General features: G+C 61.6%; 27 protein-coding genes and 1 pseudogene. 15 read left to right on the top strand and 13 right to left on the bottom strand.

The annotated features are described in order from the left end of the window. The first annotated feature begins 38 nt into the window (after positions 1-38). On the top strand, positions 39-830 hold the full coding sequence (locus V1279_RS17070) for a fumarylacetoacetate hydrolase family protein (RefSeq protein WP_334437942.1): 792 nt from the start codon (positions 39-41) through the stop codon (positions 828-830). Between the two features lie 110 nt (positions 831-940). Here the strand turns inward: V1279_RS17070 and V1279_RS17065 are convergent, their stop codons facing one another. Beyond that, complete coding sequence (locus V1279_RS17065; RefSeq protein WP_334437939.1) at positions 941-1,213, bottom strand: GNAT family N-acetyltransferase; 273 nt, start codon at positions 1,211-1,213, stop codon at positions 941-943. A 651-nt stretch (positions 1,214-1,864) separates the two neighbouring features. Here V1279_RS17065 and V1279_RS17060 point away from each other — a divergent pair. Next, positions 1,865-2,266 carry an SPW repeat protein gene (locus tag V1279_RS17060; RefSeq protein ID WP_334437937.1) on the top strand — a complete coding sequence of 134 codons (402 nt, stop codon included), beginning with the start codon at positions 1,865-1,867 and terminating at the stop codon, positions 2,264-2,266. 47 nt (positions 2,267-2,313) lie between these two features. Here the strand turns inward: V1279_RS17060 and V1279_RS37870 are convergent, their stop codons facing one another. Beyond that, positions 2,314-2,517: a hypothetical protein gene (locus tag V1279_RS37870; RefSeq protein WP_442894787.1), complete on the bottom strand. Its 204-nt coding sequence runs from the start codon at positions 2,515-2,517 to the stop codon at positions 2,314-2,316. Positions 2,518-2,655: 138 nt separating this feature from the next. On the opposite strand from V1279_RS37870, the gene V1279_RS17050 reads away from it, so the two are divergent. The 3 genes from V1279_RS17050 to V1279_RS17040 all read left to right on the top strand — a co-directional run bounded on the left by V1279_RS17050 (position 2,656) and on the right by V1279_RS17040 (position 5,383). Then, the gene (locus tag V1279_RS17050) at positions 2,656-2,784 is read left to right on the top strand and encodes a hypothetical protein (RefSeq protein ID WP_256467493.1); all 129 of its coding nucleotides are present in this window, start codon (positions 2,656-2,658) and stop codon (positions 2,782-2,784) included. A gap of 99 nt (positions 2,785-2,883) precedes the next feature. Beyond that, positions 2,884-4,521: an acyl-CoA synthetase gene (locus V1279_RS17045; protein WP_442894786.1), complete on the top strand. Its 1,638-nt coding sequence runs from the start codon at positions 2,884-2,886 to the stop codon at positions 4,519-4,521. A gap of 4 nt (positions 4,522-4,525) precedes the next feature. Then, positions 4,526-5,383: a PCC domain-containing protein gene (locus V1279_RS17040; RefSeq protein WP_334437930.1), complete on the top strand. Its 858-nt coding sequence runs from the start codon at positions 4,526-4,528 to the stop codon at positions 5,381-5,383. A gap of 129 nt (positions 5,384-5,512) precedes the next feature. Here V1279_RS17040 and V1279_RS17035 read toward each other — a convergent pair whose 3' ends face one another. Together V1279_RS17035 and V1279_RS17030 are read right to left on the bottom strand one after the other, a co-directional pair. Continuing rightward, positions 5,513-6,181 carry an outer membrane protein gene (locus V1279_RS17035; protein ID WP_334437927.1) on the bottom strand — a complete coding sequence of 223 codons (669 nt, stop codon included), beginning with the start codon at positions 6,179-6,181 and terminating at the stop codon, positions 5,513-5,515. Positions 6,182-6,632: 451 nt separating this feature from the next. Beyond that, on the bottom strand, positions 6,633-6,956 hold the full coding sequence (locus V1279_RS17030; RefSeq protein WP_334437924.1) for a hypothetical protein: 324 nt from the start codon (positions 6,954-6,956) through the stop codon (positions 6,633-6,635). Positions 6,957-7,162: 206 nt separating this feature from the next. Between V1279_RS17030 and V1279_RS37865 the strand changes: the two are divergent. The 5 genes and pseudogenes from V1279_RS37865 to V1279_RS17010 all read left to right on the top strand — a co-directional run. After that, positions 7,163-7,264, top strand: a pseudogene (locus V1279_RS37865) (AAA family ATPase); the annotation flags it as partial. 39 nt (positions 7,265-7,303) lie between these two features. After that, positions 7,304-7,828, top strand: a complete 525-nt coding sequence (locus tag V1279_RS17025) for an AAA family ATPase (protein WP_442894893.1) — start codon at positions 7,304-7,306, stop codon at positions 7,826-7,828. A gap of 191 nt (positions 7,829-8,019) precedes the next feature. Then, on the top strand, positions 8,020-8,562 hold the full coding sequence (locus V1279_RS17020) for an SRPBCC family protein (protein WP_442894785.1): 543 nt from the start codon (positions 8,020-8,022) through the stop codon (positions 8,560-8,562). Positions 8,563-8,564: 2 nt separating this feature from the next. Next, entirely contained in the window at positions 8,565-9,512 is a 948-nt protein-coding gene (locus tag V1279_RS17015; RefSeq protein ID WP_334437918.1) for a YVTN family beta-propeller repeat protein, read from the top strand. Between the two features lie 177 nt (positions 9,513-9,689). Beyond that, entirely contained in the window at positions 9,690-10,022 is a 333-nt protein-coding gene (locus V1279_RS17010; RefSeq protein WP_334437916.1) for a PRC-barrel domain-containing protein, read from the top strand. 231 nt (positions 10,023-10,253) lie between these two features. Here the strand turns inward: V1279_RS17010 and V1279_RS17005 are convergent, their stop codons facing one another. From V1279_RS17005 to V1279_RS16990, 4 genes are all read right to left on the bottom strand, one after another. Continuing rightward, on the bottom strand, positions 10,254-10,904 hold the full coding sequence (locus V1279_RS17005; RefSeq protein ID WP_334437913.1) for an HNH endonuclease: 651 nt from the start codon (positions 10,902-10,904) through the stop codon (positions 10,254-10,256). Between the two features lie 13 nt (positions 10,905-10,917). Further along, on the bottom strand, positions 10,918-13,899 hold the full coding sequence (gene uvrA, locus V1279_RS17000) for an excinuclease ABC subunit UvrA (RefSeq protein ID WP_334437910.1): 2,982 nt from the start codon (positions 13,897-13,899) through the stop codon (positions 10,918-10,920). A 287-nt stretch (positions 13,900-14,186) separates the two neighbouring features. Beyond that, a complete protein-coding gene (locus tag V1279_RS16995) occupies positions 14,187-14,960 on the bottom strand; it encodes an outer membrane protein (RefSeq protein WP_442894784.1) in 774 nt (257 codons plus the stop codon). Between the two features lie 227 nt (positions 14,961-15,187). After that, on the bottom strand, positions 15,188-15,937 hold the full coding sequence (locus V1279_RS16990) for an outer membrane protein (protein ID WP_334437907.1): 750 nt from the start codon (positions 15,935-15,937) through the stop codon (positions 15,188-15,190). Positions 15,938-16,486: 549 nt separating this feature from the next. On the opposite strand from V1279_RS16990, the gene V1279_RS16985 reads away from it, so the two are divergent. The 4 genes from V1279_RS16985 to V1279_RS16970 all read left to right on the top strand — a co-directional run bounded on the left by V1279_RS16985 (position 16,487) and on the right by V1279_RS16970 (position 21,251). Beyond that, the gene (locus V1279_RS16985; protein ID WP_334437904.1) at positions 16,487-16,981 is read left to right on the top strand and encodes a single-stranded DNA-binding protein; all 495 of its coding nucleotides are present in this window, start codon (positions 16,487-16,489) and stop codon (positions 16,979-16,981) included. Between the two features lie 69 nt (positions 16,982-17,050). Beyond that, on the top strand, positions 17,051-17,449 hold the full coding sequence (locus tag V1279_RS16980; RefSeq protein WP_334437901.1) for a DUF2306 domain-containing protein: 399 nt from the start codon (positions 17,051-17,053) through the stop codon (positions 17,447-17,449). A 191-nt stretch (positions 17,450-17,640) separates the two neighbouring features. Then, positions 17,641-20,370 carry a DNA gyrase subunit A gene (gyrA, locus tag V1279_RS16975; protein WP_334437898.1) on the top strand — a complete coding sequence of 910 codons (2,730 nt, stop codon included), beginning with the start codon at positions 17,641-17,643 and terminating at the stop codon, positions 20,368-20,370. A gap of 131 nt (positions 20,371-20,501) precedes the next feature. After that, the gene (locus V1279_RS16970) at positions 20,502-21,251 is read left to right on the top strand and encodes an alpha/beta hydrolase (protein ID WP_334437896.1); all 750 of its coding nucleotides are present in this window, start codon (positions 20,502-20,504) and stop codon (positions 21,249-21,251) included. A 120-nt stretch (positions 21,252-21,371) separates the two neighbouring features. Here V1279_RS16970 and V1279_RS16965 read toward each other — a convergent pair whose 3' ends face one another. The 5 genes from V1279_RS16965 to V1279_RS16945 all read right to left on the bottom strand — a co-directional run bounded on the left by V1279_RS16965 (position 21,372) and on the right by V1279_RS16945 (position 25,461). Then, positions 21,372-21,677 (bottom strand): hypothetical protein, encoded by a 306-nt coding sequence (locus V1279_RS16965; protein WP_334437894.1) that lies wholly within the window; start codon positions 21,675-21,677, stop codon positions 21,372-21,374. Between the two features lie 105 nt (positions 21,678-21,782). Beyond that, positions 21,783-22,043, bottom strand: coding sequence for a hypothetical protein (locus V1279_RS16960; RefSeq protein ID WP_334437892.1), 261 nt, complete (start codon positions 22,041-22,043; stop codon positions 21,783-21,785). A gap of 414 nt (positions 22,044-22,457) precedes the next feature. Further along, positions 22,458-22,661 carry a cold-shock protein gene (locus V1279_RS16955; RefSeq protein ID WP_074278830.1) on the bottom strand — a complete coding sequence of 68 codons (204 nt, stop codon included), beginning with the start codon at positions 22,659-22,661 and terminating at the stop codon, positions 22,458-22,460. A 695-nt stretch (positions 22,662-23,356) separates the two neighbouring features. Next, entirely contained in the window at positions 23,357-25,006 is a 1,650-nt protein-coding gene (groL, locus tag V1279_RS16950) for a chaperonin GroEL (RefSeq protein WP_334437889.1), read from the bottom strand. 137 nt (positions 25,007-25,143) lie between these two features. Beyond that, complete coding sequence (locus V1279_RS16945; RefSeq protein ID WP_334437886.1) at positions 25,144-25,461, bottom strand: co-chaperone GroES; 318 nt, start codon at positions 25,459-25,461, stop codon at positions 25,144-25,146. 268 nt (positions 25,462-25,729) lie between these two features. Here V1279_RS16945 and V1279_RS16940 point away from each other — a divergent pair, with 268 nt between their 5' ends. Then, entirely contained in the window at positions 25,730-26,014 is a 285-nt protein-coding gene (locus V1279_RS16940) for an usg protein (RefSeq protein WP_334437883.1), read from the top strand. Positions 26,015-26,072: the final 58 nt, after the last annotated feature.

Genomic DNA, 26,072 nt, shown 5'->3' with positions numbered 1-26,072 from the left:
CAGCGGACAAGAAGACTCGCAGAACAAGGAAAACGCCAATGAGCAATGTCGATCGTAGAACCATTCTGGCAACGGGCGCGCTGGCGCTGGCTGGTACGGCCGTGCAAGGCGGTACGGCCGCGGCGCAGACCGGCCCGAAATCGATTTTTCCGGTTGGCACGACGACGATCCCGATTGTGGGTGAGACCGATGTGTTTCCGGTGCGGCGGATCTATTGCATCGGGCGCAACTATGCCGCGCATGCGCGCGAAATGGGTTCGGACCCCAATCGCGAGCCGCCGTTCTTCTTTCAAAAGCCGACCGACGCGATCCAGAACGTCGCGATCGGCGCGGTCGGCGATCATCCTTATCCCTCGCTCACCAAGAACTATCATTACGAGGTCGAACTGGTGGCGGCGCTGAAATCGGGCGGCACCAATATCTCGCCGGAGAAGGCGCTCGACCACGTCTATGGCTACGCGCTTGGCCTCGATATGACGCGACGCGATCTGCAGCGCGCGATGGGGGACGAGAAGAAGCCGTGGGAGATCGGCAAAAGCTTTGATCGCTCCGCCGTGCTCGGGCCGATTCATCCCGCAGCCAAGACCGGACATTTTGCCAAAGGCGCGATCTCGCTCGCCGTGAATGGCACGATCAAGCAGAACTCCGACCTGCGCAACATGATCTGGAACGTGGCGGAGCAGATCTCCAAGCTTTCGCAAGCCTTCGAACTCAAGGCGGGCGACATCATTTATTCAGGCACGCCGGAAAATGTCGGCCCGGTCGTGAAGGGCGACGTGATCCTGTGCAAGCTTGAAGGCCTGCCGGATATGTCGATACGGATCACGTAAGGCGCACGGTTGCGTAGCCCGGATGGAGCGAAGCGAAATCCGGGATAAGTCCCCGCCGCGAGAAAGTCCCGGATTGCGCTTCGCTCCATCCGGGCTACGGCAAATTATTGTCACCCCATCAGATCGGCAAACTGCGGATTTCTGCGCAGATAGTCCACGACAAAGCCGCAGCCGGCGATGACCTTGCGTCCGTCGGCGCGGATCAACTCGAGCGCACCTCTTACCAGTTCGGAAGCGATGCCGCGGCCGCGAAGGGCGCGGGGCGTTTCGGTATGGGTGATGATGACCGCCGATGGCGTGACCCGATAATTCGCAAACGCCACAGCGCCGTCGACGTCGAGTTCGAAGCGGTTTTGATTCTTGTTGTCGCGGACGACAGCCATGCGGCGATTCCCGGATGATTGATGCTCTCATCTAGGGACATGAACCCGCCGATGCAATCCGCCGACGAGGGGGAAACCGGCTCGCTCGGGATTGGCTGATATGCGTGTTATGACTGACCGCTGCATTACTGGGCACCGCGGCGATATCAGCCGCCGAAGGCGATCCGGGTTGGCAAGCCTGTATCGCCCTGACTACGCCGCCGGACGAGAAGATGGCTGCCTGTAGCGGCGTTATCGACGCCAAACGCGAAAGCGGCAGCAGGCTTGCCGCCGCCTAGTGGCATGATCCGGCCCTATCAGGAGGGCATCGAAAGCGCGTGGTCGACGACGTCAAGGCGCTGCAATACGATCCGGCCGACGCCTATTCCTGGAACAATCGTGGACAAGCCAAGATGCGGCTCGGCAACAAGGCGGGCGCAATTCTGACCTGCGCACCGCGAGCGAGAGCCTGGAGCGGCTTGGTGCGGCGCAATAGGCCGGGACGCGTGTTCGCGCTCGCAAGATCTTTGCAGCCGGGCCTTGCAACGGGTTGTCGGGTTCCTACGTCTTTCGGATGACATACGCCGCCGAAGCGGCCGGGTCTGGGCTTGATAGCGGAAATGCCGTGATCGCGGCCGCCGACGTATGCCTCTTTTCAAGGGGAGGTTTACAATGTCGGGCTTTGGTTTCCTCAGCAAGCATCGCACGTGGGAAGATTGGTTCGGCATGCTGCTCGGCGTGCTGATCGTGGTATCGCCGTGGTTTCCTTTCTCCAGTCACGAGGTGATGGACGCCGAACGCAGCACCATGATCCTCAACACGTTCGTGATCGGCATGCTGGTCTTCGGTCTGGCCCAGCTCGAATATGTCGCATTGCAGCGTTGGGAGGAGGTAGGCGAGATCGCGCTCGGCCTCTGGCTGATCGCCTCGCCCTTCATCCTCGGCTACGCCGGTGACGACTTGCTTCGGGCCTGGCATGTCGCTCTCGGTGCAATCGTCGTCCTGCTGGGTGCGCTTCAGCTTTGGCAGGATTGGCGTTTGAGCGATCAGGAACTGGCCAACCATCCGCAGTAATTTCCGGGAGGGCCCGCCGGTCACCGGCGGGCTCTCAGCTCTTTGCTTCACTTGCAAATCCTAATACTTGCAAATCCTAATACTTGAATGAATCGACGAGCAGGGGCGCGGACCGACCACGGGCTGCCGTCGACGGCGCCCTTGACGTAGCGGATGGTCTTGTCGGCCGGGTTGGCGCGTGAATCCCGCTGATGACTTTCGATCGTGACGGCGACGGTCGCCTTGTCCGCTCCCTGCTTCTCGGCAGCCACCCTGAACGCCTTTACGTCGGGATCCTGCGAATTTGGTGACGGGATCCATGGTGATCTCTTAAATCGTTTGTGCGGGCTTGTGGACGGGAGTGCGGAGCTGGCTATGGTGATATGTGCAACGCTTGCCGGGAGATTATCATGGCCAATGAAAAGGGCCCCAACATCAAGAAGAAGCAGAAATGCAAGAATTGCGAGGGCAAGGGCCTGCTGAAGAAGGGCGACAGGGTCGTCAAGTGCCAGCGTTGCAAGGGGACGGGCGTACGGTGATGTCGGCCCACGGCGGATTTGAGCAGGCACCGGGCTTTCTGCTATCGTTGCCATGAGGTGTTCCATGTCGGTTTTTCGAAGCGTAATGGTTGATTCCCAGTGACTGAAACCGTGACTATTCCCACCCCGCGCGGCGGTCTAGCGCGGATGTCGCGCCGGGTGATGAACCTGGCGCATATGCTGACCCAGAACGCCCGCTGCCATGGCGACCGCATTGGCTTCATTTGGGGCGACAAATCCTGGACCTGGCGCGAGATCGATGGTGCCGTGTCGGCGCTGGCGGCGGGCCTCGCCGCACGGGGCATCGCCAAGGGCGACCGTGTCCTGGTGCATTCCAAAAATTGCGACGAGATGTTCTGGTCGATGTTCGCGGCCTTTAGGCTCGGCGCGGTCTGGGTGCCGACCAATTTCCGCCTGATGCCGGACGAGGTCGCCTATCTCGCCACCGCCTCCGGCGCGAGGGCTTTTTTGTGCCATGGCGATTTCCCTGACCACGCCACGGCGGTTGCCAACCCCGCGCTCGAATTCATCTGGCGGATCGGCGAGGGGACGTTTGGCGAAAAATCCGTGGGCGGGGTGATCGCCGATCATGCGGGTGCGAAGGTCGACAACGCAGCGGTCGATTACGACGATCCCTGCTGGTTCTTCTTCACCTCCGGCACCACCGGCCGCTCCAAGGCGGCAGTGCTCACCCACGGCCAGATGGCCTTTGTGGTGACAAATCATCTCGCCGACCTGATGCCGGGCACGACGGAGACGGATGCTTCGCTGGTGGTCGCGCCGCTGTCGCACGGCGCCGGCGTGCACCAACTCGTGCAGGCCGCGCGCGGCGTGCCGACCATCCTGCTGCCGTCGGAAAAATTCGATATCGCCGAAGCGTTCCGGCTGATCGAGGCGCATCGCGTCAGCAACATGTTCACCGTGCCGACCATTCTGAAGATGATGGTCGAGCATCCCGCGGTCGACAAATACGACCATTCCTCGCTGCGCTTCGTGATCTATGCCGGCGCGCCGATGTATCGCGAGGACCAGAAGGCGGCGCTGAACAAGCTCGGCCCGGTGCTGGTGCAGTATTTCGGGCTCGGCGAGGTCACCGGCAACATCACGGTGATGCCGGCCAGCCTGCACGATCCCGAGGACGGCCCGCTGGCCCGCATCGGCACCTGCGGCTTTGAGCGGACGGGCATGCAGGTCTCGATCCAGGGCGATGACGGGCGCGAACTCAAACCGTTCGAGACTGGCGAGATCTGCGTGATCGGTCCCGCTGTGTTCGCCGGCTATTACGACAATCCCGAAGCCAACGCGAAAGCGTTTCGCGACGGCTGGTTTCGTACCGGCGATCTCGGCCACATGGACGAGGAGGGGTTTGTCTACATCACCGGCCGCGCCTCGGACATGTATATCTCGGGCGGCTCCAACATCTATCCGCGCGAGGTCGAGGAGAAGATTCTCACGCACCCGGCGATCGGCGAGGTCGCCGTCCTCGGCGTGCCCGACCCGTTCTGGGGCGAGGTCGGCGTTGCCGTCTGCGTCGCACGCGAGGGCGCTGGCCCGGTGAGCGAGGCGGAGCTGGCGGCGTTCCTGGCGCCGAAGGTGCCACGCTACAAGATGCCGAAGCGCTTCTTCTTCTGGGAGGCGCTGCCGAAATCCGGCTACGGCAAGATTCCGAAGCGGCTGGTCCGCGATGAACTCGAGGCGCGAGGGCTGCTTGATCTCATCTCCAAAACGGGTAGCTGAGGCGATGCGCAGCATCGCGCAGCCCGGGCCGCCCGCGCCCGAGCGTATTCAATGGGTCGAGGCGCGGGGGCGGGCGTTTTCGTTCACGCTTGCCGCCGGCCTGCCGCTGCTGGAGGCCGCGCACCGCGGCTTTGCCGAAGCCGGGTTTTCAGGCGGCGTGTTGAGCATGCGGGAAGGGGCGCTTGGGCCGTTTGCCTATGTGATGCCCGCGCTGTCGAAGACCGGCGCCAATGCGGCGTTCTACAGCGACACGTTTCGGCCCTCCGGCATCACGCGGTTGAAGCTCGGCGCGATGACGCTTGGCGAGCGCGATCGCGCGCCGTTCTTTCATTGCCATGGGCTGTGGACCGAGACTGACGGCCATCTGCACGGCGGCCACATTCTCCCCGAGGAGAGCATCGTCGCCGAATCGTTCGCGGTGGAAGCGTTCGGCCTCGACGGCGCGATGTTTGTGGCCGAGCCCGATCCCGAGACCAATTTCAAATTGTTCGGGCCGGTGGCGTGCGCCGGCACCGATGTGAAGGCCGGAAGTCGCGCCTTTGCGCTGCGGCTGCGGCCGAATCAGGATTTTGCCGCGGCGCTGGAGACCTTCTGCCGGCAGCATGGAATTTTGCGCGCGCGGATTCACGGCGGCGTCGGCTCCACCATCGGCGCGCATTTCACTGACGGCCGAACCGTCGTGCCGTTTGCGACCGAGCTTGCGATCAAGGCCGGCGCAATCACGCCCGGCGCCGACGGCGCGCTGCAGGCGGAGCTCGACGTCGCGCTGGTCGATTATCTCGGCGGCATCGCCGAGGGCCGGCTGATGCGCGGCGACAATCCGGTGCTGATGACGATGGAGCTGGTGCTCGAGGTGATGTGACGTCTGCCGTAGGGTGGGCAAAGGCGCGTTCGCGCCGTGCCCACCATCTCTCGAAGAGCGTCATGCTGAATGGTGGGCACGCTACGCTTTGCCCACCCTACGCAGCAACTACGCGACTACATTCCCGTCTCAACGGAAGTGATAGTTCACCCCGACCTTGATGGTGTGGAAGTCGATGTTGCCGGAATCCACCGGGACGCCCAACACAGTATAGGTCTCGCCGCCGAGGCTGGTGTACATGTACTCGGCCTTGGCCGACCAGTTCGGCGTGAACAAATATTCGAGGCCGCCGCCGATCGTATAGCCGGAATGAGTCTGGCTATCCGAAGACGCTAGGCCTAGCGCTGGCACTGAAGCGGAGACTTTGTGGTTGGCCCAGGCGTAGCCGCCCTTGGCGTAGAGAAGCGCCGCATCGATCGCGAAGCCGGCACGGCCGGTCACGCTTCCGAATGAGTTGATCTTGGAATCCGCCGTGCCCAGGACTCCACCACCGACGTCCCCGGTTACGCTTTCCTTGATGCTGGCGCCGGCGGCGTCGACTTCGACGCCGAATACGAACTGGCTGCCGGGGAGCTGCCAGTTGTAGCCGACCGTGCCGCCACCAAAACCGCCGCTGGCATCGCTATCGCCGCTTCCCCAGCCATAGCCGCCCATCGCGCCGATATAGAAGCCGGACCAGTTATACGCCGCAACCACCGTCGCCGGGGCGGCCTTGGGATAGGGCCGCGCCCGAAGGTCGGCGGCCGAGGCCGCGCTCGCGACCGAGAGGGCCACACCAGCTAGAAGTAGTCGTTTCATATTTTGTCCCCTGAAGTTGAACATTCGTATAACCCCCTGCGGGCTCGATAGCGAACCGATTGCACCGGCATGGTGACGTATCGTTTGTGGAAGCGGGCGCGAATGCGCCCCTTGAGAGCCGTCTGCAAGCGACGTTTGCGCGGATGTGAGAACGACCGCTTGCAGGTTAACCATACGTTGCGCATGCCGGCAAAAGTTGGACCCAAACGCGACCGCGCATTGGCGCGAGCAGGTTGCTATTTCGACAGCATCGCGGCGACGTGTGTGGAATGAGTTCTCGATCTGCGAGCGAGGCGAGGGCGTTGGTGCAATCAAGATCGTTACGTTCGCATGTGCGAGTGTTCAGTATGTTGCGGCCTCTCCACGTCATTGCGAGCGAAGCGAAGCAATCCATAGTGCGGCAAGTGGAGATATGGATTGCTTCGTCGCTACGCTCCTCGCAATGACGGAGTCACCTGCGTTTGCGAACGTGAATGTTGATGTCGAGATCAATATCGCTGACACAGGTCTGCGTCATGCGGTGCGAGCGGCCTTCGTGCCAACGACCCTCGCGCATATGGGCATTGCTGACATTCGCCAGCTTCAGGCAGCGCCATTGCGGCAGCGGACCGGAGCTTTCGCCGCCGAATTGCCAGGCCAGCACGACCTCTTCGCCGCGTTTGTTGGTGCCGATGATGTGCGGACAGAGTTCGCGCACGCGGCCGTCATAGCGGCAGATGACCTGCTGCTCGCCAAGGATGGCGCTGCGGAAGAGGGTGTAGGTGGTGGACGGCATTGGTGTTTCTTGCAGGGGGCGGATTGCCATCTGGGGTTGCGCTACGATCCGGATATATGCATTGAATGCAATGTTGTTCCATCGGACCCGCGCACATGGCCTCACGACGAAACAAGCCGATCAACCTGCCGGCGCCATACCTCAAGCGCATCTGGCTCGAGCCGTCGCGGATCGCCAACCGCGAGGCCTATCCTTTCTGCCTGCCGTTGCTGCGCGACGATTTCGAACTGAGTTTTCATAAGGCGATCACCATCATCGTCGGCGAGAACGGCACGGGCAAATCCACACTACTTGAAGGCATCGCCGTGCTCGCTGGTTACGACGAGGCCGGCGGCGGCAAGGGGTACATGACGGTCGACCACTCATGGGCGTTGGAAAAAATGGGAGGCCGCTTGTCCAGCGCGTTGCGGGCGAGCTGGCTACCCAAAATCACCAATGGGTGGTTTTTCCGCGCCGAAAGCTTCTTCTCGGTCGCCCGATATTTGGACGAGATGGCCCAGAAATATCCAATGGGAGGAGGCCCGCCGCCCGACTTCCTGTCCCACTCCCACGGCGAAGGGTTTTTGCGTTTCTTCGAGGAGCGTTGCCAGAAGCAGGGCATCTTTATTTTCGACGAGCCGGAATCCGCGCTGTCGCCCTCGCGCCAGATCGCGTTCCTGAAGCTGATGCGGCGGATGGAAGACATCGGCCATTGCCAGATCATCATGGCCACCCACTCGCCGATGCTGATGGCCTACCCGAACGCGACTTTGCTGCGGCTGACGAAATACGGACTGGAGCCGGTGACGGTGAAAGAGACCGATCACTACAAGGTCATGCGGGAGTTTTGCGAGGACCCGGCCGGGTTTGTGGAAGCGGCGATGGAGGAGTGAAACCGTAGGATGGGTAGAGCGAAGCGAAACCCATCATGTTTTCGCGCACGTGATTGATGGGTTTCGCTTCGCTCTACCCATCCTACTGAACAATAGGGCCCGCGCCACGAACCGGCCGTCTTTGCCACGAGAATACGCTACAATATCACAGCCCGTGTTCGCGCGGGCCAGCAAGACAATGGGGAAACGACATGAGAGCGACGATTGCGAAGGCTGCGGCCGCGATGGCAGCGCTGGCTGTAGTGGGGGCAGCCTGGGCGCATGGGCCGACCCGCCAGAAGGTACGGGAATCGATCGAGATCAACGCGCCGCCGGCCAAGGTGTGGGCCGCGATTGGCAATTTCCAGGACATGAGCTGGCTGCCGCCGGTCAACAAGACCGAGGGCGACAAAGGCAACGCGATCGAGGCCACGCGGCGGCTGACGCTGGCGACCGGCGCGATCGTCGATGAGGAGCTCTACAAATACGACGCCGAGAAAATGAGCTATTCGTACCGGATCACCGCCGTGGATGTGAAGGTGCTGCCGGTCACCAACTATTCGTCCACCCTGACCGTGACGCCCAGCGCCGACGGCAAGGGCAGCAGCCTGGAGTGGGCCGGCGCGTTCTATCGCGGCTTTCCCAACAACGATCCGCCGCCGGAGCTGAGCGACGAGGCCGCCGTGAAGGCGGTGAGCGGGCTTTACCGCGCGGGCCTCGAGGCGCTGAAGAAGAAGGTCGAAAGCGGAAGCTGATCGTGCGGGCCATTGTTCTGGCGGCGCTCGTCGCCATCATGGGCAGCGCCTGGTCCGGCCAGCCGTGGGCCGAGGAAGCCTTCGTCACCAATCAGCTCAGCGAAAACCTGACGATCGTGGATCTCACATCCTTGCAGCCGGTCGCGACCATCGCGATTGGCGGCAAGCCTGCGGGCGTCGCCATCACGCCGGATGGACGCTTCGCCTATGTGACGAGCCCCGATGCCAAGGCGCTGACGGTGGTCGATGCCGCCGCACGCCGGGTCGTAGGCAGGATCAACACCGGCGGTGGTCCGCTCGGTGTCGCAGTGGCGCCGGATGGCGCCACAGTCTACGTGGCCGACTGGTACGCCGCGGCGGTGCGGGTGATCGATCCGATAGCGCAGCGCGTGATCGCCGATATCGCGGTCGGCGCCTCGCCGTCGGGACTCGCGGTGACGCCGGACGGGCGGCTTCTGCTCTCCGCTGACCGCGACGCCGACAGCGTGTCCGTCATCGACACCGCGACGCGCGAGCGGCGGGCGGTCATCAAGGTCGGGGAGCGCCCGTTTGGCATTACCATCGATGCGGAGGGCCGGCGCGCCTACACCGCCAATGTCGGCTCGAACGACGTCTCTGTGATCGATATCGCGGATAACAGCGAGATCGGGCGCGTGAAGACGGGCTTGCGCCCCTATGCGGTCGCACTCGCGCAAGGGCGCGGTTTCGTCACCGACCAGTATGACGGCACTGTCAGCGTGTTCGATCTCTTAACGCTGGCGCCGCTCAAGCGCATCAATGTGGGCGATTACCCGGAAGGGATCGCGGCGACGGCGGACGGGCGGCGCATCGTCGTGGCGAATTGGGAGAGCAACTCGATCAGCGTGATCGATGCGGCCGAGCTGAAGGTGACAGGAGAGATCAAGGTCGGCGACGGTCCGCGGGCGTTCGGGGCGTTCTTGCGGCGGTAGAGGCCGTAGGATGGGTGGAGCGCAGCGATACCCATCATCTCTCCGCGCGCGGGATTGATGGGTTTCGCTGCGCTCTACCCATCCTACATGCGTCCGTGAGTCGCGCGTCGGACGCGCGCGCATGTCGGGCTCGTTGGTGCTATAATGCCGGGAGAACGAGAAAACAGGGAGGACGCCATGGCTCATACCCTGGTGCCCAGTGATCGCGTCGAGCGCGCGAACGTCTACGGGCAAGACGGCACAAAGCTCGGTACGATCGAGCGACTGATGCTGGACAAGGTCAGCGGCACTGTCGCCTATGCCGTGATAAAAACCGGCGGTCTGCTCGCCAGCCACCACCATTATCCTGTGCGATGGGACGCGCTCAGGTTTGATCCGGAGCGTCGGGCCTTTGTGGTCGAACTGACGCTAGAGGACCTGCGCGCCGGCCCGTCCGAGTTCGATGAAGACGACTTCGACTGGGGCGACCGCTCACGATCCTATCCGCATCCGCATTATTGGACGGTGTAGGGAGATCAGCCGAAGACGTGAACCGCCGCGCGCGGGACGAGAGCAGTGGCAGATTACGCTCCGCTAATCCGCCCTGCGCTTGCTACGCTCTTCGCCCTTTGGGGCGAGGCAGCCTCGATACTTGCTTTGGTTGGGGTTTGTCTCTTAAGCCCGATAGGAAGCCGACGCGACGATAATTGGCGACACCCATTCGGAATTCCGCTAGCTGCCTGTCGGCAGCATCGCCCGGCTTCAAATATTGAAACAGACTAGGATCGTCGTGGGGCTCGAGGCCTGCATGACACTATGACAGAGAGTGATCAAATTTCCTGGGTCAGTTATGCCGCCCTTCTCCCATGGCCGAATATGGTGAACGTGAAGCACGATGTCCACGCAATCATCGGGACGGCGCCCGCAAACGCGACAGCGACGCTGATCGCGCGTTAAAACTTGCATTCTTACTTTCGGGGTCGGAGCACGTCGAAAGGCAGCTTCGGGCAGTAGATCTGGAGAAACGAAGCCGGTTTCTCCGTCGCGAACGCAACGTTCGGCATCTCCTAAAATTCGCGGAAAAATCCGCCTGGCTAGGGACTCCTCGATAAGAGCATTTCCCCCGCCAAGGAGAAAGAGACACAATTCATCTGTTGTATGAATGACGGCGTAAGGTTGGTTCACGTGTCTCCAAAGCTCAACAAACTGGGGATACACAAGGCGCGCACGTCGTAGCTCTTCGCGTCTTTCTTCGTCCGACCAACCCACCCATACAGTTTGAGTTGAGAAAATCACTTGGCCCGCTTTGTCTGCCGTCAGCGTTAATGCAAAATAGAGACAGTTCGGGCGCGTCTCGGAAAGCGCACTCAAGCGATCATCTAAGCTCATCTTATGATGGTCGCGCGCGTCCACCTCAAGGCTCCTATTACTCCGCCGCCTCGCTCGCGCTGCTGCTCTTCCTTGGCTTCCCCTCCGCCTTCTTCAGCACCGGCGCCAAAAACTTCCCCGTATAGCTCCGCGGCGCCTTGACGATATCCTCCGGCGGGCCCCAGGCGACGATTTCGCCGCCGCCGTCGCCGCCTTCGGGGCCTAAGTCGATCACCCAGTCGGCGGTCTTGATGACTTCGAGGTTGTGCTCGATCACGACCACCGTGTTGCCTTGCGACACCAGCTCGTGCAGCACTTCCAGAAGCTTGGCGACGTCGTGGAAGTGCAGGCCGGTGGTCGGTTCATCAAGGATGTAGAGCGTGCGGCCGGTGGCGCGTTTTGACAACTCCTTAGCCAGCTTGACGCGCTGGGCTTCGCCGCCGGAGAGGGTGGTGGCCTGCTGGCCGACATGGATGTAATCGAGGCCGACGCGGTGCAGCGTCTTGAAAGTTTCGCGGACGCGCGGCACCGCCTTGAAGAATTCGGCGGCTTCCTCGACCGTCATGTCGAGCACGTCGGCGATGCTCTTGCCCTTGAACAGGACCTCTAGCGTCTCGCGGTTGTAGCGCTTGCCCTTGCAGGTGTCGCAGGTGACGTAGACGTCGGGCAAAAAGTGCATCTCGATCTTGATGACGCCGTCGCCCTGGCAGGCCTCGCAGCGGCCGCCCTTGACGTTGAAGGAAAACCGTCCCGGCTCGTAGCCGCGCGCCTTGGCTTCGGGCAGGCCGGCGAACCATTCGCGGATCGGCGTGAAGGCGCCGGTATAGGTCGCGGGGTTCGAGCGCGGCGTACGGCCGATCGGCGACTGGTCGATGTCGATGATCTTGTCGATATGCTCCAGCCCCTCGATGCGGTCGTGCGGGGCGGCGCCTTCGCTGGCGTTGTTCAGTTTGCGGGCGATGGCCTTGTAGAGCGTATCGATCAAGAGCGTCGACTTGCCGCCGCCGGAGACGCCGGTGACGCAGGTGAACAGCCCGAGCGGGATTTCCGCTGAGACGTTCTTGAGGTTATTGCCGCGGGCGTTGACGACCTTGATGGTGCGCCTGTGGTTCGGCGGCTTGCGCTCGGGGATCGCCACCGACATCTCGCCGGTGAGGTATTTGCCCGTCAGCGAGTTCGGATTCTTCATGATCTCCGCGGGCGTGCCCTGCGCCACGATATGGCCGCCATGCATGCCGGCGCCGGGGCCGATGTCGAGCACGTAATCGGCGAGCCTGATCGCGTCCTCGTCATGCTCGACCACAATCACGGTATTGCCGAGGTCGCGCAGCCGCTTCAACGTTTCCAGCAGCCGCGCGTTGTCGCGCTGGTGCAGGCCGATCGAGGGCTCGTCCAGCACGTAGAGCACGCCTGTGAGACCCGAGCCGATCTGGGAGGCGAGGCGGATGCGCTGGCTTTCGCCGCCGGACAGTGTGCCCGAGGCGCGCGACAGCGTGAGATAGTTCAGGCCGACGTCGAGCAGGAACGACAGCCGCTCGCGGATCTCCTTCAGCACGCGCGCGGCGATCTCGTTCTGCTGCGCGTTCAGCGCCTTCGGCACGGTCTCGAACCATTCGCCGGCGCGGAGCACCGACAATTCCGAGATTTCGCCGATGTGCTTGCCGCCGATCTTGACGCACAGCGCCTCGGGCTTGAGGCGATGGCCGTTGCAGCCCGCGCAGGGGATGTCGGAGAAATACTTTGCCAGCTCCTCGCGCGCCCATTCGCTCTCGGTCTCGCGGTAGCGGCGCTCGAGATTGGTGATGACGCCCTCGAACGGTTTCTTGGTGTCGTAGGAGCGGACGCCGTCCTCATAGGAGAACTTGATTTCGTCGTCGCCGGAGCCGTGCAGCAATGCTGCCTGCGTCTTCTTCGGCAGGTCCTTCCACTTGGTGTCGAGCGTGAACTTGTAGAACTTGCCGAGCGCGGTCAGCGTCTGGATGTAATAGGGCGAGGACGATTTGGCCCACGGCGCTATCGCGCCCTTGCGGAGCGTCAATTCCTTGTCGGGGATGACGAGGTCCTCGTCGATATGCTGCTCGACGCCGAGGCCGCCGCAGGCAGGACACGCGCCGTAAGGGTTGTTGAACGAGAACAGCCGCGGCTCGATCTCGGGAATGGTGAAGCCGGAAACCGGGCAGGCGAACTTTTCCGAAAACAGAATCCGTTCCGGCCCGCTCTTGTCGTGGATCTTTGCGGTCTTCTTGTCGGACTTCTTCTCTTCCACAGCCGCCGGCGCGTCGGCATATTCGATCACGGCGAGGCCTTCGGCGAGCTTCAGCGCGGTCTCAAAACTTTCGGCAAGGCGCTGGCCGATGTCGGGGCGGACCACGATGCGGTCGACCACCACGTCGATGTCGTGCGGGAATTTCTTGTCGAGCGTCGGCGCCTCGGCCAGCTCATGGAAAGTGCCGTCGATCTTGACGCGCTGAAAGCCCTTCTTGAGCCATTCGGCGAGCTCCTTCCTGTACTCGCCCTTGCGGCCGCGCACGACCGGCGCGAGCAGATAGAGCCTTGTGCCTTCGGGCAGCGCCAGCACGCGGTCGACCATCTGCGAGACGATCTGGCTTTCGATCGGCAGCCCCGTGGCGGGCGAATAGGGCACGCCGACGCGCGCCCACAGCAGGCGCATATAGTCGTAGATTTCGGTGACGGTGCCGACGGTGGAGCGCGGGTTCTTCGAGGTGGTCTTCTGCTCGATCGAGATCGCGGGCGACAGGCCGTCGATCTGGTCCACATCCGGCTTCTGCATCATCTCCAGGAACTGGCGCGCGTAAGCCGAGAGCGACTCGACATAGCGGCGCTGTCCCTCGGCATAGATGGTGTCGAAGGCGAGCGAGGATTTGCCGGAGCCGGAGAGGCCGGTGAATACGACGAGCTTGTCTCTGGGAATCTCGAGATCGACGTTCTTGAGATTGTGCTCGCGCGCGCCGCGGATGGTTATCGCGCGCAATCCTGAGCCGGCGGGTGTTTGGCGCTTCGCCCTGAGCACTTCATCCATATCGGCATTTCCAGGCGCGTGAGGCGCGCCACGTTGGGCGCGCAGTGCCCGCGAGGACCGGGGATCAGGCGCCGATGATCGAAAGTCGGAACATAGGCAGAACGATGAATGATTTCCAGTGCCGCGTACAATCCATCAACGGATTGTTTGTGCAGCCATCTTTTTGGCAGCAGCCGTCAGCAGTTCCACGCACGTGAACGGTAACGTTCCACAAGCAAACAACAAGGCAAAACAAAAAGGCCGGCGCGAGGCCGGCCTTTCGGTATTCGGTTTGCTGAAAGCGAAGCTCAATACCTCGCGACGACCGGACCGCCGAAGCGGTAGTTGATACGGGCGGTGACCATATCGACGTCCTGGCTAATACGATCAGTCCGGACGGAGGCTCCGGCCGGGAAGAGCGCACCGGTGCCGACCATCACTATGTCGCGGTCTCCCATGAACAAGTGATTGTACTCGACGCCAACCGACCAGTTCGGTGCAAATCCGTATTCCAATCCGACGCCGACTGTGGCGCCCCAACGGGTATCGTTAGCCGAATCGAAGGCCACGCCGGTGGCAATATCGAGACCGGCATACTTGTTGCTGGTGACGGCCGCGCCGCCCTTGACGTAAAGCAGCGCGTTGTTCCAAGCGTACCCGACTTGCCCGGTGAAAAGACCGAAAGCATCAATCCTGGATTCGTTTCGGGTGACGAGAAGTTGAGCGCTGGTATTTGATCCCTCGAAATCAGCCCAGTTACCCTGTGCTTCGAGGCCGAAGACCCACTGAGAGGCCTGCCAGCGATAGCCGATCTGGCCGCCGACGGTTCCGCCCGTTGCATCGTGACAGCCCTCAGGCGCGGCGGGAACAACGGGGCCCACCAAAACGAAACTAGTGATGTCCCAGCAATTGCGGCTCGAACCCCAGCCTCCGTTCGCGCCGATGTAGAAGCCGCTCCAGTCGTACATCGCAATCGCGGCGGCAGGCGCCTTGGTGTAGGGCCGAGCGGCAAGGTCCGCGGCGATCGCGGGCGCCATCCCAAGCGCGATCAGAGCGGTGGTCGTCAACAAAACTTTCTTCACGTTTCTTCCTTTCGGCATTTCCAACGCAACTACCGTAGTAGTCAATTTCAGGTTGCCGGCGCATATAGCGTGAAGTCATCGCAGAATGCTGTCGCCGAAAAACCACATCCGCGGCAAATGTATGCGCAATGCAACCGGGGAGGGTATTGACTAGGCCGCGGTACAACCAAACAAAAAGGCCGGCGCGAGGCCGGCCTTTTCGGTATTCGGTTCGCTGAAAGCGAAGATCAGTACCTCGCGATAACCGGGCCGCCGAACCTGTAGTTGATGCGAGCGGTGACGATATCAACGTCCTGGCTGATCCGGTCGGTGCCGAAGAAGGCGCCAGTCGTGTCGACGAAGGTGTGGGTGCGGTCTTGCATGAACAGGTGATTGTACTCGACGCCGACCGACCAGTTCGGAGCGAAGCCGAATTCGATGCCCGCGCCGACCACGGCACCCCAGCGGGTGTCATCACCGGTGGTGCCGACCACGAGGCCCGTGGGAACATCAAAGATGCGGTAACGATCCGCCGTAACGGCCGCACCACCTTTGACATAGAACAGAACGTTGTTGGCCGCGTAACCGACTTGGCCCGTGATCAGGCCGAATGCATCAATGCGCGACTCGTTGCGGAGCGTCGGATCGATCAGGCTGACATTGCTGCCCTGGAAGTCGGCCCAGTTGCCCTGGCCTTCAATGCCGAACACCCAGGTGCCGGCCTGCCAGCGATAACCGATCTGACCGCCGACGGTACCGCCGTCTGCGTCATGGCAACCCTCGGCTCCGACGAACGCGCCGGCCACGTCCACGAAGTCCCAGCACTTACGGCTCGTACCCCAGCCACCGTTGGCGCCGATGTAGAAGCCGCTCCAGTCGTACACGACGGCGACCGGCGCCGGCGGGGCCTTGGTGTAAGGACGCGCAGCGAGGTCAGCGGCCGCCGCAGGCGCAGCGAACGCGATGAGAGCAACCGTACCTAACAGAAACTTCTTCATCCTCTTAATCTCCAGCTTGTCCGCTTCCCTGGGTCCCGAAGCGTTTCGAAATGACGCGAGCGCCCCGCGCCGGTAGGTAATTTTATAGCGCGACTCGCTCGGAAATTGCGTCTCCGAATTGCAACACCCATGATCCAAAATATGGAGCCAAGCCAATGATCTACCTGCGTTATTCCTGTTAGCGGGCGGAACTTTCGGTTCCATTTTGTCATTTTCGAGACTCGATTGTGGCGAACCAAAGTCGCCCTATAGCTGAGTAGTGTGTTCGACCCACGGCTATGTGAGATTGCCGGAACAAAGCTGGAACGCTCGCGAGGGCGATGCTATATGTGGATAACCGCCGACTTGCCGAGGGATCGCTAAGTCGGCGGAGCTTGCGAGCGTATAGGGTCGCTTCGGATGTCCGGAAGCGGACGCGAAAGAGCGGACAACGCGACAGGATCAAGAACTGGCGACAGGTCAAGAATTGAAGGCGGCCGGAATAGAAGCGGCCTGACCAGTGATTTTTTACCGGTGATTTTTGCCGGCGATATCGAGTGGAGAGCGGCGATGGCGGGAAGTGTGAACAAGGTGATTCTGGTCGGCAACCTCGGCAAGGATCCTGAAATCCGGCGGACACAGGACGGGCGGCCGATTGCCAATCTGAGCATCGCGACCTCGGAGACCTGGCGCGACAAGGGCACCGGCGAGCGCAAGGAAAAGACCGAGTGGCACCGCGTCGTGATCTTCTCTGAACCGCTTTGCAAGATTGTCGAGCAGTATCTGAAGAAGGGCGCCAAGGTGTACATCGAGGGCGCGCTGCAGACCCGCAAATGGACCGACCAGAGCGGGGTCGAGAAATACTCGACCGAAGTTGTGCTGCAGGGCTTCAACTCGACCCTGACCATGCTCGACGGCCGCAGCGGCGGCGGCGGTGGCGGCAGCTTCGGCTCCGACGATTCCGGCGGTGATTTCGGCTCCGGCGGGCCGGTCAGCTCCGCGCCGAGGCGACCGGTTGCAGCCGGCGCGCGCAACAGCGACATGGACGACGATATCCCGTTCTAAGGGCTGCGTCGCCGGTTCTGAGGGCTGCGTCGCCGGCTGAACCGCCCTCGGGTTTCGGAAGCGCCCGCCATGAGCCTCGCGCCGCTGCTCGATGCCGCTCCCATGATACCGGTTCATGCCTTTGCGGCCATGGCGGCGTTCGCGCTCGGCATCGTGCAGTTCGCCGCCCCGAAGGGGACGCTGCCGCACCGGACGATCGGCTGGATCTGGGTCGGCCTGATGGTCGTCGTCGCCGCCAGCTCGTTCTGGATCCACGAGATCCGCTTGCTCGGTCCCTGGAGCCCGATCCACCTGCTATCGATCATGGTTCTGGTCCTTCTGCCGGTGGCCGTCATTGCCGCGCGCCGCCACAATGTGAGCCGTCACCGCAAGACGATGATCGGTATCTTCACCGGAGGGTTGGTCGTCGCCGGCCTGTTCACCCTGCTGCCGGGACGGATCATGCATGCGGTGTTTTTCGGCCCTTAGGCCGATTCAGGAAACACCACTCCAGCGCCGCGTTTCCGGGCCTGGAAATGCCGGCTCCGGCGAACCCCGCGCAATCCCGTAAGTCCATGAAAAAACGAGCGGAAAAACAACCCTTCCGGAACGCGTCAGGGTGGTTATCGGGCCTCCGATGCGCTATATGATTCTCAGTTGAGAACTGACCGGATTCCCCTTTGTCTGACCCTGAAGATAACAAGCCCGGCGAGCCGCCGGAGCCTTCCGATATTCGTCCCGTTTCCATCCTCGACGAGATGAAACGCTCCTACCTCGATTACGCCATGAGCGTGATCGTGGCGCGGGCGCTGCCGGACGCGCGCGACGGGCTCAAGCCCGTGCATCGCCGCATTCTCTACGCGATGCACGAGAACGGCTTCGAGTGGAACAAGTCGTACAACAAGTCGGCGCGCACGGTCGGCGATGTCATCGGTAAATACCATCCCCACGGCGATCAGTCGGTCTATGACGCGCTGGTGCGTCTCGCGCAGGATTTCTCCATGCGCGTGCCGTTGATCGACGGTCAGGGCAATTTCGGCTCGGTGGATGGCGATACGGCGGCCGCCATGCGGTACACCGAATCCCGGCTGACCAAGATCGCGCAGACGCTGCTCGACGATATCGACAAGGACACCGTCGATTTCCAGGCCAATTACGACAGCCGCGACCGCGAACCGACGGTGCTGCCGGCCAAATTCCCCAACCTTCTGGTCAACGGTGCCGGCGGTATCGCAGTCGGCATGGCGACCAACATCCCGCCGCACAATCTCGGCGAGATCATCGACGCCTGCGTGGCGCTGATCGACAATCCGGCGCTGACGATCGACGATCTCATCAACATCGTACCGGGACCGGATTTTCCAACCGGCGGCATCATCCTGGGACGGCAGGGCATCCGCTCGGCCTATCACCTCGGCCGCGGCTCGATCGTGATGCGCGGCAAGGTCTCGATCGACACCATCCGCAAGGACCGCGAAGCGATCATCGTCACCGAAATTCCGTTCCAGGTGAACAAGGCCACCATGGTGGAGCGTATCGCCGAACTGGTGCGCGAGAAGAAGATCGACGGCATCTCCGATCTGCGCGACGAATCCGACCGTGACGGTTTCCGCGTCGTGGTCGAACTGAAGCGCGATGCCGTGCCTGACGTGGTGTTGAACCAGCTTTATCGTTTCACGCCGCTGCAGACGAATTTTCCGGCCAACATGGTGGCGCTCGACGCTGGCCGGCCGCAGACGATGAACCTGAAGGACTTTCTGACGCTGTTCATCGCCTTCCGCGAGCAGGTGGTGACGCGGCGCACGAAATTCCTGCTCAACAGGGCCCGCGACCGCGCCCATATCCTGGTCGGCCTTGCCATCGCGGTTGCCAATATCGACGAAATCATTCGCGTTATCAGAACCTCGCCCGATCCGACCACGGCGCGTGACATCCTGATGTCGCGGGACTGGCCGGCGCGGGATGTGGAGGCGATGATCACGCTGATCGACGATCCCCGGCACCGGATGGCCCCCGACGGCACCGCGCGGCTGTCGCTGGAGCAGGCCAAGGCCATTCTCGAACTGCGGCTGCAGCGGCTGACCGCGCTCGGCCGCGACGAGATTTCCCAAGACCTCGACAAGCTTGCGGTGGAGATTGCCGACTATCTCGATATCCTGCGCTCGCGTGCGCGCGTGCAGGCGATCATCAAGGAAGAGCTTGCGGCGGTCCGGTCCGAGTTCGCCACCCCGCGCAAAACCGTCATTATCGAGCAGGAAGGCGAGGTCGAGGACGAGGACCTGATCCAGCGCGAGGACATGGTGGTCACGGTCTCGCACGCCGGCTACGTCAAGCGCGTGCCGCTCTCGGCCTATCGGGCGCAGCGCCGCGGCGGCAAGGGCCGTGCGGGCATGCAGACCCGCGACGAGGATTTTGTCAGCCGCCTGTTCGTGGCCTCGACCCACACGCCGGTGCTGTTCTTCTCCTCGAAGGGCCAAGTCTACAAGGAAAAGGTCTGGCGGCTGCCGGTGGCGGCGCCCAACGCGCGCGGCAAGGCGCTGATCAACATCCTGCCGCTGGAGCAGGGCGAGCGCATCACCACCATCATGCCGCTGCCGGAGGACGAATCCTCCTGGGCCAATCTCGACGTGATGTTCGCCACGACCGGCGGCACCGTCCGCCGCAACAAGCTGTCCGACTTCGTCGATGTCCGCCGCTCCGGCATCATCGCCATGAAGCTCGGAGAGGGCGAGGCGATCGTCGACGTGCAGATCTGCACCGAGCACGACGACGTGCTGCTGACGGCCGCGGGCGGCCAGTGCATCCGCTTCCCCGTCACCGATGTGCGCGTCTTCACCGGCCGCACCTCGATGGGCGTACGCGGTATCGCCTTGGCCAAGAACGACACGCTGATCTCGCTGGCGATCCTGCGCCATGTCGAAACCACCTCGGACGAACGGTCGGCTTACCTCAAGATGCGCCGTGCGGTGGCAGGCGAAGCCGCAGCCGAGGAAACCGCCGAGGCGGAGACCGAGGAGCCGTCGACCGCGATCCAACTCTCTTCGGAGCGCTACGTCGAGATGTCGGCGCAGGAGCAGGTGGTGCTCACCGTCTCCGTCAACGGCTACGGCAAGCGCACGTCTTCTTACGAGTACCGCACCACCGGCCGCGGCGGCAAAGGCATCGTCGCGATGAGTGTCAACAACCGCAACGGCAAGCTGGTGGCGTCATTCCCCGTGGAGCACAGCGATCAGATCATGCTGGTGACCGACAAGGGCCAGCTGATCCGCTGCCCCGTCGAGGACATCCGCATCGCCGGCCGCTCGACGCAAGGCGTCATCGTGTTCGATACCGCCGAGGACGAACACGTGGTGTCGGTCGAGCATATCGGCGACGACGGGGAAAACGGCGTGAACGGTAACGGCGGCTAGCACCGCCGTTCCTGCGTAGCCCGGGTGGAGCGCAGCGCAACCCGGGATCAGCCTATCCGCTGCCAAGACTTTCCCCGGATTGAGCTGCGCTCCATCCGGGCTACGACGCTCCTCGCCGGATTTTGAAAACCATGTCCTTGCATTTCACTCTTGTGGCAGGACCTCTGGTCCGAGCGTCAAGCTGGGAGCCAACGGCCGAATGCCTGCGGGCGGCGGGATGTCATGTCCAGGTGCCGGATGTATTGGCCCATCACCATTCGCCGCCTTCCTGGAGCGCATGGACCTCTCAACTTCTGCAGCACGTGGCCCGCGGCCACGAACCAATTGTGGTGGGCCATAGTTCGGCGAGTGCGCTGGTTGCCGATCTTGCGACCAAGCTGCCCGCGCGCGGAATCATCATTGTGGATGGGGACGTGCCTCCATCGCAAGGCGCAGCCTTTCCGGTCAGGCCTGCCCTTCACGACTTCATCAAGGGCCTCGTCGAACCCGACGGCATGCTTCCGATTTGGTCGAGATGGTTTGCGCGCGATATGCGGCGTATGTCTCTTGTCGGTCTGGATATTCTGGCGCGCGACCCGGCGGCATTCGCCCGGTTCGAAAGCGGACTTCCCCAGATGCACATCGGCTGGTTCGACGACGCGATCGAACTCGCCAATTGGGACCATATCCCTGCCGGTTTCATCCAGACTTCAGCGATCTATGATCACGCCGCCATAGAGGCGCAGCGACGCGGTTGGCCAGTCACGAACCTGCAAGGCACACATTTGCATCCGACGCTTCATCCAGCAGCGACGGCAACCGCAATTCTCTCCATGTCGCGTCAACTTGTTCCAGGCGGGAAGCATATCGGCGACGACGGGGAAAACGGGAACGGCGGTTAGCGCCGCCGTCATCGGGAGGAGCGCGCCTCGGCGCGCGTCTCGAACCATGGCACCGGCGGCCTTATCCTTCGAGACGGCGCAAGCGCGCCTCTTGAGCCGCTTATGCCGACAGCAAACGCATTAGTTCTTTCTGGGCGGCGGTTCATTCGCTACTTCCTTTGCCAGTAGCTTTAAATGTTTCTGCTGCCGCGCGTCAGCTTTCGCTGCTGCCGCTTCCGATGCAGCCACGAGACTGCGATAGAGCTTAAGGTTTTGCTGGCGAATAAAAAATTGATGTTCCATAGCTACCTCCTTGAGGGCATGGACCGGATCGCACATTGCGCCCAAGAGAGGGAAGGTCGAGGACGTATTATCTGCCGGAACGATCGAGGAAGACGACAACAAGCTTGGGCAAGTCGTCACCAACATGGCACTGATATCGCTCAAGCGGTTAGCCGAGCGGCAAGCAGTCATTAAAACGGGCACAAGCCGGAATGCCTTCTGAGCTCTCAATAACGATCGCGCTTTGCATCGAGGCTGGCTCGATTCGGTTCACGTATGTCGGATGACTGCTCCGTCACCAGACCAATCCTTAAAGTCAGGAACGAAAGTATCTGCTACGAAGTTTTTGTCGACCGAACCAAACCGGATAACGGTGTGCGTATAAATCCAGCCGCCCGGCACTCTGAAACGAAATATGGTTTCATCATACTGACCGGTGACATGATCTTTAAACACTTCTTCGTGGGTGTGAAGCTTTTGCGCAGGCATAAACATCTTTCGAGTGCCGCTGCCAACAACCACCAAAATCAACTGACTTGCTACGTTTTAAAGACAAAGCTGCGAAGCGGTTGACTTGCTCACCGTTCGACAGACGAAGCGAGCAGTTCGTTTCCATTAGCGTTGCGGATCTCTTTGTTGACCGCCGCTCTGCTGCCCGCCCTGGTTTGAATTTTGCGTCTGTTGGCCAGGCGTCTGATTCGGGTTCTGGCCGGACTTGGCGGACTAATCGCCCTGTCGATTCTGTTGACCATACCTGTTGGGATCATTCTGTTTGTCATCACGTCTCCCTAATGGTCGGGAACATGCAACAACCGGGCATACGGTAGTTCGTTCCGGCAAATCAAAAAGAAAGCCGTTCAATTCAAATGTGACAGGCCGCTTGCTAACAAGCGGCAGCGAAAACCCCCGGCGTGAACCAGCGGGCTTCGCCATGCCCTTCCGAAGTCACCCGACCCTCAAATTCTCCGCCGAAGTCTTCCCCTTGTTGGGCACTTCCTCATAGCTCACCTTTGCACCCTCATTGAGTGTGCTGAGCCCAGCTTTCTCGACCGCGGAGATGTGCACGAACACATCTTTGCTGCCGTTATCGGGCTGAATGAATCCATAGCCCTTTGTCGCGTTGAACCACTTCACTGTTCCAGTTGCCACCTTGGTCGTCTCCCATATCCGATAGGACCTAAAGACAACCTCATGCCGAAGTGGAAGGCAACCAAAACCCGCCGGGGGTGAGCCGGCGGGCGCCCGGACTATGGGCTGGTGCGTGCTTATCTTCCTTCCAAATATCCGCGAATTAACTCGCTTTTGAGATCCCTGGAGGCGCATACTCAGACAATCACCGCTCCGCCTCTTAGGCATTACCGGTGACAGAGAGTGTTGCGCTCCCGCCTATTCGAGGGAGGCATCATGCCCCAGTCTCAACGCCTGTCGTCCGTCATTCCATTCGTTGCAATTGAGCGCCCCGCTTGTCCGAAGTGCAAGGCCCAGATGATGCTCGTCAGTATCGAGCTAGCACGCCCGGGCGTCGACTTGCATACCTTTGAATGCGCTATCTGCAACCACGTACATACGACCCTTGCCGCGTATGAAGACCCTATGAAGTCCAAGTCCCTTGGACGCTGGCTTCAAGGCGATTTGCACCCACCCAGGTAAGGACGCCGGCGTGACGGCGGATTTTGTAAATTCCCTTGAAATGAGGCGGGTCGTAGAATTGCCCACAAGCTGATCCCTTGAGAGCGGTCACCTCCATGCAGCTATCGTCGTAGAGATGGACGTGTAGCTAATGCAGAAAGGCCCGGCATCGCTGCCGGGCCTTTCTTTTTCTTTTGAGCGCTGAACGGTTGAACTTAGAAGTCCATACCACCCATGCCGCCCATGCCGCCGCCACCCGCAGGCATGCCGGCGCCTGCGTTCTTCTTCGGTACTTCGGCCACCATGGCTTCGGTGGTGATCAGTAGCGCCGCAACGGAAGCCGCGTTCTGGATCGCCACGCGAACCACCTTGGTCGGGTCGATGATGCCCTTGGAGATCAGGTTGACGTATTCGCCGGTCTGCGAGTCGAAGCCGTAGGAGTACTGCTCCTTCTCCAGGATCTTGCCGACGATCACGGAGCCGTCTTCGCCCGCGTTGACCGCGATCTGGCGTGCTGGCGCGGATAGCGCCTTGCGCACGATCTCGACGCCGGTCTTCTGGTCGTCGTTCCTGGTGCGCAGCCCCTTGAGATGCAGGGAGGCACGGAGCAAGGCGACGCCGCCGCCCGGCACGATGCCTTCTTCCACCGCCGCACGGGTCGCATGCATCGCGTCATCAACGCGATCCTTACGCTCCCTTACCTCGACCTCGGTCGCGCCGCCGACGCGGATCACCGCGACGCCACCCGCGAGCTTGGCCAGACGCTCCTGCAGCTTCTCACGGTCGTAGTCCGAGGTGGTTTCCTCGATCTGCGCCTTGATCTGCTGCACGCGCGCCTCGATGTCGGCCTTCTTGCCGGCGCCGTTGACGATGGTGGTGTTTTCCTTGTCGATCATCACCTTCTTGGCGCGGCCGAGCATCTGCAGGGTCACGTTCTCGAGCTTGATGCCGAGATCTTCCGAGATCGCCTGACCACCGGTCAGAACCGCGATGTCCTGCAGCATGGCCTTGCGGCGATCGCCGAAGCCCGGAGCCTTGACGGCCGCAACCTTGAGGCCGCCACGCAGACGGTTGACGACGAGGGTGGCAAGGGCTTCGCCTTCGACGTCTTCCGCGACGATGACCAGCGGCTTGCCGGTCTGCACCACGGCTTCGAGCAGGGGCAGCAGTTCGTTCAGCGAGGAGAGCTTCTTCTCGTTGATCAGGATGTAGGCATCGTCCATCTCAACGCGCATCTTGTCGGCGTTGGTGACGAAGTAGGGCGAGATGTAGCCGCGGTCGAACTGCATGCCCTCGACGACGTCGAGTTCGGTCTCGAGCGACTTGGCTTCTTCAACCGTGATGACGCCCTCGTTGCCGACTTTCTTCATGGCATCGGCGAGGAACTTGCCGATTTCGGCGTCGCCGTTGGCGGAGATGGTGCCGACCTGGGCGATTTCCTCGTTCGAGGTGACCTTCTTGGAGTTCTTGACGAGGTCGGCGACCACGGCTTCCACCGCGAGATCGATACCGCGCTTCAGATCCATCGGGTTCATGCCGGCGGCGACCGACTTGGCGCCTTCACGGACGATTGCAGCCGCGAGAACGGTTGCGGTGGTGGTGCCGTCGCCGGCAGCATCGGCCGACTTGGAGGCGACTTCGCGCACCATCTGCGCGCCCATGTTCTCGAACTTGTCGTCGAGTTCGATTTCCTTGGCGACGGTGACGCCGTCCTTGGTAATGCGGGGAGCGCCGAACGACTTGTCGAGCACGACGTTGCGGCCCTTCGGACCGAGCGTCACCTTGACGGCGTTGTTAAGGATGTCGACGCCGCGCAGCATGCGGTCGCGGGCATCGACGCCGAATTTGACTTCCTTGGCTGACATAATGATCTCCGTATTCCCAGATCCCAAGGTCCGCGCGACTGGGCGGATTCCTGAGAGATGAGATTTGGATTGCAGGCCTCTTCCTTCGAGACGCCGGCTGCGCCGGCTCCTCAGGATGAGGGAACGGGCTAAAGCGCTTAAGCGGCCTTCTTCTTGGCGGCGGGAACGTCGGTGAGAACGCCCATGATGTCGGACTCCTTCATAATCAGGAGCTCTTCACCATCGATCTTGACCTCGGTGCCCGACCATTTGCCGAACAGCACGCGGTCGCCGACCTTGAGGTCGATCGGGATCAGCTTGCCGGCTTCGTCACGGCCGCCCGGGCCCACGGCGGTGATTTCGCCCTGCGAGGGCTTTTCCTTGGCACTGTCCGGAATGATGATGCCGCCTGCGGTTTTGTCTTCGGCATCGATGCGTTTGACCACGACGCGGTCGTGGAGCGGACGGAACTTCACGCGATCCTCCATGGCTTTTGTGATTATTTCTGGATTGGCAGTCGCAATGAGCGAGTGCTAGCCGCTCTTCACATAAGCCTGTGACACTGGGGCACAAGGGCTTCGGCCCACGATGTTTGACTGCGACTTGAGTTTCTGGAGGAGGGGCGACTGCTAGCAGGTGAAGTCACATGCTGCTAGCGCGTTGATTGCTATGACCTATTGAACGTTTCCCTTTTTTGGCGAATTGATAATCACGCACCACTCTTCAGTTGGGCTGGAGGTTTGCATGGTCGAGAAAGATGCGATTTCAAAGGATTTCAGGAAGCAGGTCTTAGGCTACGGACTGACAACAGCGGAAATCGTTTATCGCCGTCCGGATCGGCGCTGGCTGCTGCAAACTTACGTCTGGCAGGACTACGATATGTTTCCGGATTTCCCGGCGCTAAAGGATTTCCTCGCGTTCTGGGAAACGAAGCTCGAAGGCCCGCTGTTTGCGGTCACCGTCGCGCACTCCGAACTGATCAAGCCTGCCGAACTACGCGCCGTGGACGGAGTCTTCCGGCTACATTAGCGCGAAGGGGCGCAGAGCTTTGGGGTGATCTCTGTCGCTCATGCGCAAAAAGCTTTCG

Origin of the sequence: Bradyrhizobium sp. AZCC 1610 (assembly GCF_036924515.1) — a bacterium.
Classification (GTDB): Bacteria; Pseudomonadota; Alphaproteobacteria; order Rhizobiales; family Xanthobacteraceae; genus Bradyrhizobium.
Note: the sequence above shows the minus strand (reverse complement) of the source record. Positions and strands in the feature narration are given on the sequence as shown.